The organism is Cobetia sp. BL01, assembly GCF_056493605.1.
On sequence record NZ_JBVBEE010000002.1, the window covers coordinates 428,232 to 441,289 of the forward strand.

The 13,058-nt window shown below is 59.3% G+C and carries 12 protein-coding genes; 7 read left to right on the forward strand and 5 right to left on the reverse strand.

What is annotated here, in order from left to right; genetic code table 11:
- Window positions 1-22: 22 nt before the first annotated feature.
- Complete coding sequence (locus ACZYGA_RS05540) at window positions 23-325, forward strand: hypothetical protein (RefSeq protein ID WP_341542660.1); 303 nt, start codon at window positions 23-25, stop codon at window positions 323-325.
- A gap of 35 nt (window positions 326-360) precedes the next feature.
- On the opposite strand, the gene ACZYGA_RS05545 is transcribed toward ACZYGA_RS05540, so the two are convergent.
- Window positions 361-798 (reverse strand): pilin, encoded by a 438-nt coding sequence (locus tag ACZYGA_RS05545; RefSeq protein WP_341542659.1) that lies wholly within the window; start codon window positions 796-798, stop codon window positions 361-363.
- A 763-nt stretch (window positions 799-1,561) separates the two neighbouring features.
- Between ACZYGA_RS05545 and pilB the strand changes: the two genes are divergently transcribed.
- From pilB to yacG, 5 genes are all read left to right on the forward strand, one after another.
- Window positions 1,562-3,298, forward strand: coding sequence for a type IV-A pilus assembly ATPase PilB (pilB, locus tag ACZYGA_RS05550; protein ID WP_176492894.1), 1,737 nt, complete (start codon window positions 1,562-1,564; stop codon window positions 3,296-3,298).
- A gap of 245 nt (window positions 3,299-3,543) precedes the next feature.
- Window positions 3,544-4,782, forward strand: a complete 1,239-nt coding sequence (locus tag ACZYGA_RS05555; RefSeq protein WP_479398567.1) for a type II secretion system F family protein — start codon at window positions 3,544-3,546, stop codon at window positions 4,780-4,782.
- Window positions 4,783-4,881: 99 nt separating this feature from the next.
- On the forward strand, window positions 4,882-5,742 hold the full coding sequence (locus ACZYGA_RS05560; protein ID WP_084209205.1) for a prepilin peptidase: 861 nt from the start codon (window positions 4,882-4,884) through the stop codon (window positions 5,740-5,742).
- Window positions 5,742-6,389, forward strand: a complete 648-nt coding sequence (gene coaE / locus ACZYGA_RS05565) for a dephospho-CoA kinase (RefSeq protein ID WP_404624847.1) — start codon at window positions 5,742-5,744, stop codon at window positions 6,387-6,389. Before ACZYGA_RS05560 ends, coaE begins: the two co-directional genes overlap by 1 nt.
- Window positions 6,382-6,627 (forward strand): DNA gyrase inhibitor YacG, encoded by a 246-nt coding sequence (gene yacG / locus ACZYGA_RS05570; RefSeq protein WP_141392184.1) that lies wholly within the window; start codon window positions 6,382-6,384, stop codon window positions 6,625-6,627. The genes coaE and yacG overlap by 8 nt, the downstream gene beginning before the upstream one ends.
- Before the next feature lie 128 nt (window positions 6,628-6,755).
- Here the strand turns inward: yacG and ACZYGA_RS05575 are convergent, their stop codons facing one another.
- The 4 genes from ACZYGA_RS05575 to ACZYGA_RS05590 form a co-directional block, all read right to left on the reverse strand.
- Window positions 6,756-7,709, reverse strand: a complete 954-nt coding sequence (locus ACZYGA_RS05575) for a Nudix family hydrolase (RefSeq protein WP_077371708.1) — start codon at window positions 7,707-7,709, stop codon at window positions 6,756-6,758.
- A gap of 108 nt (window positions 7,710-7,817) precedes the next feature.
- Window positions 7,818-9,041 carry a bifunctional glutamate N-acetyltransferase/amino-acid acetyltransferase ArgJ gene (gene argJ, locus ACZYGA_RS05580; RefSeq protein ID WP_479398568.1) on the reverse strand — a complete coding sequence of 408 codons (1,224 nt, stop codon included), beginning with the start codon at window positions 9,039-9,041 and terminating at the stop codon, window positions 7,818-7,820.
- Window positions 9,042-9,156: 115 nt separating this feature from the next.
- On the reverse strand, window positions 9,157-11,919 hold the full coding sequence (secA, locus tag ACZYGA_RS05585) for a preprotein translocase subunit SecA (RefSeq protein WP_084209793.1): 2,763 nt from the start codon (window positions 11,917-11,919) through the stop codon (window positions 9,157-9,159).
- A 170-nt stretch (window positions 11,920-12,089) separates the two neighbouring features.
- Window positions 12,090-12,470, reverse strand: a complete 381-nt coding sequence (locus tag ACZYGA_RS05590) for a hypothetical protein (protein WP_127736140.1) — start codon at window positions 12,468-12,470, stop codon at window positions 12,090-12,092.
- 62 nt (window positions 12,471-12,532) lie between these two features.
- On the opposite strand from ACZYGA_RS05590, the gene ACZYGA_RS05595 reads away from it, so the two are divergent.
- Complete coding sequence (locus ACZYGA_RS05595) at window positions 12,533-13,015, forward strand: DUF721 domain-containing protein (RefSeq protein WP_077371700.1); 483 nt, start codon at window positions 12,533-12,535, stop codon at window positions 13,013-13,015.
- Window positions 13,016-13,058 lie beyond the last annotated feature (43 nt).

Consider the following 13,058-nt stretch of genomic DNA (forward strand, 5'->3'; position numbering starts at 1 on the left):
ACAAACACCCAAGGAGCACGCCATGAGCAACGCATCCGGCGAAATGCACAAGACACGCATCATCAATGAACTGAAAGGTTTCATTCGCAAGCTGCTGCAAGACCCGAAGATTCTCGAGCAGTCACTGGTGGTGGCGCGAGCGCGCCTCAAGGAAGGGGCAGAACAAGGAAAAAGCGAGCAAGCGGTGTTGGCTATCATCGCCAACGAGATTTCTGACACTACCAGCATTCATATCCCGGAAGATCCGACAGAACATTCGGACGCGGACAAGCTATTCCTGGAACTGCTAAAGGATGTGGTTGAGGAAGAAGAAGCGCTTTATTAAGCCCCATAAAAAAACCGCCCCGAAGGGCGGTTTTTTTATCCACGGCAATTTTGTGGAACAACAGATTTATTGGTTGCTGACGTAGTACAAACCCAAGTAATTGACCCTGCTCCGTCTGTATCTGGAGTCAGCACCAAAGTGGCTGACTGAAGATCTTCAGCAACACCACTATCGTTCATAGTGGCAGTAATAACCCCGTCTGCTACTACTACTTTTTCGACATAGTTGCCAGCAGTATCTGTTCCTTCCTCAGCGTAGCCTAGATCCGTACTATTGGGGAGAGCACCTTCACTAGAGTAGTACTCAGCAACTTCAGTTTTTAGCCCGCTAGCCAAGTTCAAAGCTTCAGTAGCCTGTGCACGAGCAGTATAATCCTGATAACGCGGAATCGCGATGGCTGCCAGAATACCGATAATCGCGACCACGATCATCAGCTCGATCAATGTGAAACCTGCCTGTTGCTTGCGTGTCATGGTGTGACTCCCTTGCCTTTGCGTAGTGAGATCAGGTCGTACGTCCTGAAACCCCGGTTACTGTCCCTGAACATCAAACTGTTACTTAGGGTGACATGCCGTGTCGAGCGTTGCGACTCTGTATCAGCATTCCACCATTATTAGCATAACATTTTGATATCACGGGGTATCGACCGGACGGGACGATTGATACCACAGCCACAGTTCAGGTGCCATTGCCATGTCGCAAGTCGCTTTCAAGGCGGCGCTGACGGCTGCTTGTGAGTTACAATAGATTACACTCGGTCACATTGCAAGCAACACCATGAAATTCTTTCTGCCCATCAAACCAACGCAGCTCAATGCTCACTGCAACTGCTTGACTACATCAGACTTCCCCTCCTTGATGGCAGTCTGATGACAAGACGGCGTTCAAGGGCTTGTTTTGATCTCCCTGTTACCCTCCCTCTTTTGCACTGCAAGTCAGCCTCTCAAAACGCGTCATCAGCTGCCCCCCCCCTGCCGACTACCGCCCCATCATCGCCGAAGTCGCCTGAGAAACTGATGGTTGTTTCCAATTCTCTGGCTCGGGTACGGAGAAGTAAATTGAGGGTAGCGGCATTTCTGCCAAGTGCCAATCAGGCTACACTGGAGACAACATCAGCACTCTCGCAACTCACCACCATGGCGAGAGATTGCAACGGTATTGTGGGCTGTCAGGTATCGCGGCGCTCATCGACATGAGCCGCAGGACAGACTTTCAGATTCGCCACAGGACATTTCCATGCCCCAAAGTGATCAGACGTTGAAGGGATTTGCCGCTCGCCTGGTGGAATCAGGCTTGCTGGAGCCTCAGGCTGCCTTGCTGGCTGAGCAGGAGGCCAATGAGGCTGGCGAGAGTCTGCTGCTGCATGTCATCACTCATGGCCTAGCTTCGGCACGTGAGGCCACCTTGGTGGCAGCATGGGAATACGGGCTGCCCTATGTGGATCTCGATGCAATACGTATCGATTCACTCCCGAGCATTGATGAGCTGCCAGAGAAGGTACTGCGCAAGCTGGGTGTACTGCCGCTCTATCGACGCGAACATCGCCTGACCGTCGGCGTGCCCTCGCCATCGACACTGACTCACCTTGATGAATTGCAATTTGCCACCGGCCTGTCGATTGAAAGCGTGCTGGTTGCAGCCGATCAACTCGCACCTGCGCTAGAGCAATATCTGGAAGCCGGCGAAGAAAGCGCCATGGACATGCTGAGCGAAGATGGTGAGGCTCTGGATGGACTCGAATTCGAAGGCGAAGAAGACAACAACCATGATATGGCCATCACGGCCAATAGTGATGATGCGCCAGTCGTGCGATTCGTTCACAAGGTACTGTTGGATGCCATCAAACGTGGCGCCTCGGACATTCACTTTGAACCTTATGAATCCACGTACCGGATTCGCTTTCGTATCGATGGCATGCTGGTCGAGAATACTCGTCCGCCCTTCAACATGCGCAACCGTATCTCGGCGCGCTTGAAGGTGATGTCGCGCATGGATATCTCTGAGCGACGTCTGCCTCAAGATGGCGCCATCAAACTGCGCCTGTCCAAGTCACGCTCCATCGATTTTCGTGTCAACACCTTGCCAACCGTTTACGGGGAGAAGTTGGTACTGCGTATTCTTGACCCCAGTTCCGCCAAGATGGGCATCGAGGCACTGGGCTTCGAGCCCGAACAGCGTGCCATGTTCGAGAAGACACTTGGCGAGCCTCAGGGCATGATTCTGGTCACCGGCCCTACCGGTAGCGGCAAGACCGTCACCCTGTATACCGGCTTGAACATCCTCAATACGCCTGAGCGCAATATCTCGACCGCGGAAGACCCGGTCGAGCTCAAGGTAGAGGGTGTCAATCAGGTCAACGTTTTGCCCAAGATAGGGCTCGACTTCGCCTCGGCACTGCGCGCCTTCCTGCGCCAGGATCCCGACGTGGTGATGGTCGGGGAGATTCGGGACAAGGAAACCGCCGAAATTGCCGTCAAGGCCGCGCAGACAGGCCACCTGGTGCTCTCGACCCTGCATACCAATTCTGCCCCTGAAACGTTGACGCGCCTCAGCAACATGGGCATCGCGCCCTTCAACATCGCAAGCTCGGTTTCCTTGATCATCGCGCAACGTCTGGCGCGGCGTCTGTGTCCCCACTGTCGTCAACCTGCCGAGATCCCCCAGGAAGCCATGGCCTCGATGGGCTTCAGCGCAGAAAATGGCTTCAGTGAGGAAGATCTGGAAAATGCCACCATCTATCGCCCGACGGGTTGCAGCCAATGCACGCTGGGCTACAAGGGACGCGTCGGCATCTATGAAGTGATGCCCATCTCTGATGAGATGAGCCGCTTGATCATGCGGGAAGGCACCGCGATAGAACTGGCGGACCAGGCGCGCAAGGAAGGGTTGTCGGATCTGCGCCGCAGCGGCCTGCGCAAGGTCATGGCGGGCATGACCTCGCTGGAAGAAGTCAACCGTATCACCAAGGATTGATGACAACATGCTGGAGCGTTGACAGCGCCGATGTGAACAATCTTCACCAGCGCTGACTTTTGCTCAGTCATCAGGCACATTGAACATGGATTACCTCCCCCTGCGATGAGCAGGTCACTCATGCACTGACTGCCAGCAGTGTAAATCGCGGCATAGGGAGGGAGCAGCCACTGGCCTGCTCACGTGTAACATGAGTCTCGCGAGTCAAGACAGGGACTCTCATTCATCAGGGAATGACAACCGACATGGCGACGATCAGAACTGCCAAGAAAGACAAGAAGAAGGCGGGCATAGAAACCTGGCAATGGACGGGCAAGAATTCGCGTGGTGAAAAGGTCAAGGGCGAGTTGATGTCCGCCAATGTCGACCAGGTGAAGAATACGCTGGTCGGCCAGGGTATCGTCGTCAAGCGTTTGCGCAAGAAATCCGCCCTGTTTGGTGGCAGCAAGAAAGTCAGCGGCAAGGATGTCACCATGTTTGCCCGCCAGATGGCAACGATGATTCGCGCCGGCGTCCCCGTTCTGCAAGCCTTCGGTATCGTCGCCGAGAGCATGAAAAGCCCGGGCATGCGACACCTGGTGGAAGATCTGATGAATCAGGTCGGTGCGGGCGCCAGCTTCTCGGAAGCACTACGCAAGCACCCGCAACATTTTGACAATCTCTTCTCCAACCTGGTCGCCGCAGGTGAGCAGGCCGGTGCCCTCGACAAGATGCTGGACCGCGTCGCGACCTACAAGGAGAAGATCGATTCCCTCAAGGCTCGCGTGAAAAAAGCGCTCTACTACCCCATCGCCGTCATTGGTGTGGGTATCGGGGTAACGGCGATTCTGTTGATCAAGGTCGTTCCCCAATTCGAGAGCCTGTTCCAGGGCTTTGGTGCTGAACTACCCGCTTTTACTCAGCTGACCATCACTTTGTCGGAATACGCCCAGAATTATTGGTACATCGCTTTGGGTGCCGTGATTCTGGCAGTCATACTTGTCGCTCAAGGCATGAAGCGTTCCGACAAGTTCGCCTATGTCATGCATCGCTTCATGCTCAAGATTCCGGTGCTGGGTGATATTCTCGACAAGTCATCCGTGGCACGTTATTCACGCACTCTTGCCACCACCTTTCAAGCTGGCGTGCCGCTGGTAGAATCACTGGATACTGCGGCAGGCGCTTCCGGCAACAAGGTTTATGAACGCGCCATCGCCCAGATCAAGGAGGATGTCTCCACGGGTCAGCAGCTCAACTTTGCCATGCGCAATACTCAGCTGTTTCCCACACTGGCGGTGCAGATGGTGGCCATCGGAGAAGAAGCCGGCTCTCTGGATGCCATGCTCAACAAGGTCGCCGACTTCTATGAAGAGGACGTCGACAACAAGGTCGATGCCCTGACCTCGCTACTGGAACCCCTGATCATCGTGGTGCTGGGCACTCTGGTTGGCGGTCTGGTGGTGTCGATGTATCTGCCGATCTTCGAACTCGGCAACGCTATCTGATACTTCACGGTCAGATGCTTCATCATGACAGGCGGCCGCGACACCCGAAGGGGCGCGGCCGCCTCATTTCCAGTCCAGCTTTTCTGACAAGGATGTTCCGTGGATTCTCTCGCCTCCCTCTCCCCCGCTCTTCAGGCCTGCCTCGCGGGGATTTTCGGCCTGTTGATCGGCAGTTTTCTGAATGTAGTGATCACACGCCTGCCAGTGATGATGATGCGTCAGTGGCGTGCAGAAGCACGTGAAGCGCTGGAACTGGAGCCGGAAGCGTCGCCACGCTTCAATCTGTTGGTGCCTGCCTCACGCTGCCCTGGCTGCGACACCCCAATCAAATGGCATGACAATCTCCCTGTCATCGGCTGGCTGAAACGCCGCGGCCGCTGCGCGAGCTGCAATACCCGTATCAGTGCACAGTATCCACTGGTGGAGCTCGCCGGTGGCGCGCTCGGCGCTTCCATCGCGTTGATCTACGGCCTGGAAGCACAGAGCCTGTGGATCTTCGGCGCCTGTCTGACACTGCTGGTGTTGTCCGTGATCGATTTCCGCACCCAGCTGTTGCCTGATGCCATCACGCTACCGTTGCTGTGGGCCGGACTCGCCTACCAACTGCTTTTCCAGCCATTGATGCTGCCAAGTGCCGTGATTGGTGCCATGGCCGGCTATCTGGTGCTGTGGAGCTTCTACTGGCTGTTCAAGCTGGTGACTGGCAAGGAAGGCATGGGCTATGGCGATTTCAAGCTGTTGGCGGCACTGGGCGCCTGGCTGGGCTGGCAGTGGTTGCCACTGCTGTTGATCCTCTCTGCGGGACTCGGCGCAGTACTCGGCATCCTGTTGCAACTGCTGGTACCGCGCCTGCGGGGAGCCCCCATGCCATTCGGCCCTTATCTGGCCGTGGCAGGCTGGATCGCACTGCTGTTCGGCACCCCGCTGATGAGCCTCTACCTCAGCGTGATAGGTGCCTGATGACGACTGCGCTCAATCAAGGCCCCATCATCGGGGTGACGGGCGGTATTGGAAGCGGAAAATCCAGTGTGGCACGGATGTTCGGAGAGCTCGGCATCCAGTGGGTGGACGCCGATGATGTCGCACGCGAGATCGTGCGTCCCGGCGAAACCGCACTGGCCGAGATCATCGCCCACTTCGGCGAGTCGATCGTCACGGCGCAGGGCGAGCTTGATCGCGCCGCGCTGCGCGAGCGGATCTTTGCTGCCCCCGAGGAGCGTCAATGGCTGGAGCGCTGCACCCATCCGCGTATCCGGGAGCGCATCGTGCAACACCTGGCGGCCATGACCAGCCCCTACCGCCTGCTGGTCTCTCCCCTGCTGTTCGAGTCCGGCCAGGACAGCCTCGTCTCACGCACCCTGGTGGTGGATGTCAGCCAGGATGTTCAGCTGGCGCGTACGCTGAGCCGCGATGGTGTCAGCGAAGCGCAGGTACGCGCCATCCTCGCGGCCCAGCTGCCGCGCGAGACACGACTGGCCAAGGCCGACGATGTCATCGACAATAACGGCAATCAGGCGAGCTTGCGTGAGCAGGTCGTGGTCATGGATGTCCGCTATCGCTCGCTGGCCGCCTCCAATGCATCATTTCAGGAGCTTCCCGATGTCTGACTCAGCGTCCTCACAGCCCCACAAGGCGCCCTTGTCCGTTGCCTGCCCGCAATGTCGAACCCCCGTGGCATGGAGCGCCGCCAGCGAATTCCGCCCCTTCTGCAGCAAGCGCTGCCAGCTACTGGACCTCGGCGCCTGGGCTGATGAGTCCCACAGCATCGCCGGCGAGCCGGCCATGGACGAGACCAGCATCGACGAGATGGTGGCACGCATGGAGCGCGACATGAATCAGCAGTAGCGCTCGAGAGAGCCCTGCTGGTTCAGACTGGCTCAAGCTCGACGCTCAAGATGCTCGCCAAAAAAAGACCCTCGAGGCTGGCCTCGAGGGTCTTTTTCGTTCAGGCAACTGCCATCAACGCGCGATCATCACTTCCAGAAGTCACGGATCGATGCGATACCCTGGGCGCCGACGGCGCGCGCATGGTCACTGTCGTAGCGCGACATGCCCCCAAGGGCATAGACCGGCATGCAGGCCTGCTCGACCAGCTCCTGGAAGTCATGCCACCCCAGTGGCGCACGCTCAGGATGGGAAGGCGTGACACGCAGCGGTGAAAGGCTGACGAAATCACAGGTCACCCGTCCCGCCTGATCCAGCTGCGCCTGGTCATGCGTCGAGGCGGACAACCACTTGTTGGCCGCGATCGGACGCTCGCCCTTCTCTGCCAGCTCCGCCAGACGCACGCTGGTCAGGTGGATACCGTCCGCATCGACCTTGTCGAGCATGGAAGGCTCGGCATTGAGCAACAGACGCGCACCACGTGCATGACAGATCGCCAGCGCCTTCTCGGCCCGGGCAATGTACGCCGCCTCATCGAGTTCCTTGGCACGCAGCTGTACCAAGCGCACGCCATCTTCATCCAATGCACGGATCAAGCGTGTCTCGAAGATTCCCTCATCAGCCTCTTCCGGCGTGATCAGATACTCGCGTGGCAGCGAGACCGCGCGCAGAATCGGCAGATTCGCAGCCGGGAAGGCATATTTGTAAAGGTCCTCGATCTCGACCCAACGCACTGCCTGCCCTTCGCGGCCAAAGGGCTCGCCATTGAACTGACGCGTTTCCCACACATCCAGCAGGATATGCTTGTCCGGGTATTCGTGATGAATGCGGATCAGCGGCTGAGCACGCGTGATCTCGACACCCAGCTCTTCGCACAGCTCACGCTTGAGCGCTTCCAGACCGGTTTCGTAGGGCGCCAGCTTGCCACCCGGAAACTCCCATAAGCCGCCCTGATCCACCGTCGAGGGACGGCGTGCAATCAGGACCTGGCCCTGTTCGTTTAAGATGGCGGCAGCCGCCACGTGAACCCTTCGCTTCGGCATGATGCCTGTACCTTTGACTCGCGTTGTACATCCGACTCCACCCTGATGAGGCGAAGCCTGCGGGAGATGTTGCATTACCGTTTCAGCGTAAGCCTCTGCCCTCAGGCATCAGCTACGATAATCGGCATTGATCGAGACGTAATCGTGGGACAGATCCGATGTCCAGATACGCGCCTTCTGCTGGCCACGCCCCAGGCGGATACCGATCACCAGCTCTTCCTCGGCCATGGCAGCACTGCCGGCAGCCTCGGTATAGCTGGCGGCTCGTCCGCCCTGCTCGACGATGCTCACGCCGTTGAGCGTGATCGCAACGCCGTCAACCTCAAGATTTTCCAACGGCGCCCGTCCGACGGCCGCCAGAATTCGTCCCCAGTTGGCATCACTGGCGTAGAGAGCCGTCTTGACCAGTGGCGAGTGAGCCACGGTGAAGCCGACCGCACGCGCCTCTTCCACGGAGCGCGCTTCCTCCACCTCGAGGGTGACGAACTTGGTCGCCCCTTCACCATCACGGATGATGGCCTGCGCCAGCTCGAGCATGACGTCGGCCAGCGCAGCCTCGAAGGCGACCAGATCCTCACCCTCGACCCGAGCCGCCCTGGCCGTGACAGCCAGCATGCACGCATCATTGGTCGAGGTATCGGAATCCACCGTGATGCTGTTGAAGCTTCTGACCACGACCCGGCGCAGCATCTCATCCAGCGCAGACTGATCGATGCCGAGATCCGCGTCAGTGGCCACGAAGCCCAGCATGGTCGCCATGTTGGGGCAGATCATGCCAGAGCCCTTGGAAACCCCGGCAATGGTGACACACTCGCCATTGGCCAGCGTCACGCTACGCCAGCTGCCCTTGGGCCGGGTATCGGTGGTCATGATGCCGTGTGCCGCGTCGGACCAATCTCCCTTGCCCAATGCCGCGAAGGCCGTCGGCAGTGCGCCGGTCAGACGATCCATCGGCAAGGGCTCACCAATCACGCCGGTGGAGAACGGCAGAACGGCCTGTGCATCACAATCCGCGACATCGGCCAGGAACTCACAGGTAGCAAGCGCGTCTGTCATGCCCTGCTCACCTGTCCCCGCGTTGGCGTTGCCGGTGTTGATCACCAGATAGCGCGGCCCATCGATCTCGGCCTTGAGATGTCGACGCGCGACATGCACCGGTGCCGCACAGAAGGCATTGCGCGTGAAGGTTCCCGCGAGACGCGATCCTGCATCGAGCGCCATGATCACCAGATCACGTCGCCCCGGCTTCTTGATACCGGCTTCAGCAACCCCGATCTGCAGGCCGGAAATTTCCGGCATGTCTGCGGGGAAAGTGGAAGGCCCTACCGCCATCGTTCACGTCTCCAGTCGCGTTGTCCTGTCACTACACGGCATCGCGGGACAGACGGTGCTGCTCCGCGATGCATTCGATGCTCAATACTGAAAAGCTATGCTCAACGCTGAAATCTCAGCTCAGCTTGCCATGGCACTGCTTGTACTTCTTGCCGGAACCGCAGGGGCACGGATCATTGCGGCCAACCTTGGGGACATCACGGCGCATCGGCTCATTGTCGCCCTGCGCCTGCGGTGCCGCACCGTACTGCGCCTCGACGATCTCCTCGGCAGCCTGAACGCTCTCATCGCTGACGGTGTCATCTTCCACGCGACGCGTCTCGGCACTGGCCTGCTCGCGCTCGAGATTGGCACGCCGCTCCTCTTCCAGCGTGTCGACCTCTTCCTGACGACGTACCTGGACGTGACTCAGAATGCGCACCACGTCAGCCTTGATGTTGACCAGCAATGACTGGAACTGTTCGAACGCCTCGCGCTTGTATTCTTGCTTGGGATTCTTCTGAGCGTAGCCACGCAGGTGGATACCGCGTCGCAGGTTGTCCATCGCCTGAAGATGCTCTTTCCAACGCGTATCGAGCACCTGCAGCATGACCTGCTTCTCGAAGCGGCGCATCAGCTCGGGACCGACAGCCTCTACCTTACCGGCATAGAGTTCCTCGTGAGCCGTCTGCAGTCGTTCGCGCAGAGTCTCTTCATGGAAGTGCTCATCCTCTTCCGCCCATTGCACGAGCGGCAGGTCGAGGTTGAAGTCCGTCTTGAGGTCATTCTCGAGCCCCGGAAGATCCCACTGCTCCGGCAGGCTCTGCGGCGGCACGCGCATGGAAATGGCGTCGTCCAGCACTTCACGGCGGATGCCGGCGATGTTCTCGGCGATCTCGTCGGCTTCCAGAATGTCGTTGCGCTGCTCGTAGATCACGCTGCGCTGATCGTTGGCGACATCATCGTACTCAAGCAGCTGCTTGCGCACGTCGAAGTTGCGACCCTCGACCTTCTTCTGCGCGCGCTCGACGGCATTGGAGACCATCTTGTGCTCGATCGCTTCGCCCTTCTCGAGCCCCAGCGCGCCCATGAGGCGCTGCACGCGATCGGAGCCGAACAGGCGCATCAGGCTGTCTTCCAGCGACAGGAAGAAGCGCGTGGAGCCCGGGTCACCCTGGCGACCGGCACGACCGCGCAGCTGGTTGTCGATACGACGCGATTCGTGACGCTCGGAGCCGATCACGTGCAGACCGCCCGCCGCCAGCACGGCTTCGTGACGCTCCTGCCAGCCATGCTTGATCTCGTTGATCTGCTCTTCGGTCGGCGCTTCCAGCTCGGCAAGCTCGGCTTCCCAGTTGCCGCCCAGCATGATGTCGGTACCACGACCCGCCATGTTGGTCGCGATGGTCACCGCGCCCGGACGACCCGCCTGGGCGATGATGGCAGCCTCACTGACGTGTTGCTTGGCATTCAGGACGTGATGCTTCACGCCAGCCTTGTGCATCATCTGGGACAGCAGTTCCGACGTCTCGACTGACGCCGTACCGACCAGCACCGGACGGCCTTCGGCGACCTTCTCGCGGGCATCCTCGATGATGGCGTTGAACTTCTCTTCCGCGGTCAGATAGACCAGATCATTCATGTCCTTGCGCGCGATGGGCTTGTTGGTGGGGATCACCATCACGTCGAGGTTGTAAATTTGACGGAATTCGAAGGCCTCGGTATCGGCGGTACCGGTCATGCCGGCCAGCTTCTCGTAGAGACGGAAGTAGTTCTGGAAGGTGGTCGAGGCCAGCGTCTGGCTTTCCTTCTGGATCGCCACGCCTTCCTTGGCCTCGACGGCCTGATGCAGGCCCTCGGACCAACGACGACCTACCATGGTGCGGCCGGTATGCTCGTCGACGATCACCACCTCGCCGTTGTGGACGATGTAGTCGACGTCCCGCACGAACAGATTCTGGGCACGCAGCGCGGAGTGCACATGATGCAGCAGACTCAGGTTCTGGGCGGCGTAAAGAGAGTCTTCCTCGCCGAGCAATTCCTGGGCACGCAGCAGTGACTCGACCTTCTGATGGCCCTGCTCGGTCAGCTCGACCTGCTTCTGCTTCTCATCGAGAGTGAAATCGCCACTCTCCGGATCTTCTTCGTCGGTGCATTGCACGAGCTCACGCGCCATGCGATCGATGATCTTGTAGAGGTCGGTATTCTCCTCCACCGGACCGGAAATGATCAGCGGCGTGCGCGCCTCATCGATCAGGATGGAGTCGACCTCATCGATGATGGCGTAGTGCAGCTTGCGCTGGACCTTGTCTTCCAGCGCGAATGCCATGTTGTCGCGCAGGTAATCGAAACCGTATTCATTGTTGGTGCCGTAGGTGATGTCGGCCTGGTAGGCGGCACGCTTGTCCTCGTTGTTCTGGCCGGAGAAGATGACGCCCACGCTCAGCCCGAGGAATTCATACAGCGGACGCATCCAGTTGGCATCACGCGTGGCCAGGTAATCATTGACCGTCACCACGTGAACGCCTTCACCAGCCAGGGCATTCAGGTAAACGGCGAGTGTCCCCACCAGCGTCTTGCCTTCGCCTGTCTTCATCTCGGCGATGCGCCCTTCATGCAGCGCGATGCCGCCTACCATCTGGGTATCGAAGTGACGCATGCCCATGATGCGCTTGCTGGCCTCACGCACGGTGGCGAAGGCCTCCGGCAACAGCTTGTCGAGGTTCTCGCCTTGCGCAAGGCGCTCACGGAATTCAGCCGTCTTGCCCGTCAGCGCCTCATCCGACAGTGATTCGAGACTTTCCTCGAGGGCATTGACGGCATTGACCCGCTTGCGCAGTCGCTTCACCTCACGGTCGTTCTTGGAGCCCACTACCTTGGTCAGAAATTTACCCAGCATCATCTATCCCTGTCCGTGCCCGGTGGGCACGCCTTCTAGAATCTTGAGATATACGCGTGCGCTTCACGCGCCAGAAGCATCCCGCAGATGGCAACTGGCAAACGGCACACGCGAAAAGGAAACGACATCACCATCACCGGCGCCGAGGGCCAGGTGACGGACAGATTCTCTCAGGACACCAGAGGTGGTGCGCGCGGGGACATGGCATTCGCCAATCCGCGCAGCAGTACGCGAGCACAGGAGACAAAGCGTCGTTGACGCGAAAGATTGGGACTTCTCTGAGCACCGGGACGGATGAGTCGGCGCAGTGAACGCAGGCTCTGACGGCGGCTCTCGGCGCGAATCACGCCCGGCGCCAGCAATTGGATGCTGGCCAGGGTCAGATTGACGCGCTCGACCTGCGCGGCGCTCAAGCCAGCGGGGAACAGACAGCTGATCAGCAGGCCAGCCAGCAGCCAGCGCGGTGCCGTGCGCACCGACCAGCGACGCGCGCTGCCGCTACCGGAAGCCGGCAACGGTCTCGAGCGTGCTATGGCGTCGTCATGGCTCATGCTGTTGCCGGACTCCTGCTCATGATAGATTGCCGGAAACCACTGAACCGGCATGCAAGCCCATGAGTATAAAGGCTAAGCGTTTCCGCGCCCAGCCCGCGGCGCGCCTCTTGAACGGCAAGGGCCAGCTTGGCAATGTCATGCGCCAAGCGCGAATGCTGGAGCAGGCCCAGTGGCATCTGCGTGAGGCCCTGCCCACGGACATGCAGGAGCAGGTCTTCGTCGGGGGCTATCACGAAGGAACCCTGACACTGATCACCAATCGTGCCTCCTGGCTGACCTGGCTACGTTATGAGCAGCGCAGGCTGATCAGCGTCCTGCGCGAGATTCCCGAGCTTGCCGCACTCACGCGCCTCAACTTCAAGGTACGTCCCGTTCGTCCCGTCTTCGTACCGGCTCAACAGCCCAGGCATCTCCCTGCTGCGGCAGCGGAGCATCTGTTGGACTGTGCCTCCCACACCCGGGATGAACACCTGCGCCGCTCGCTTGAGCGTCTGGCAGCACATGCTGATGATCTGCAGGACACCCCGTCTGGCGACGATTGATGGTGGTGCGACATCCCTCTCTCTTGCGGGCGACCGTCGCGCC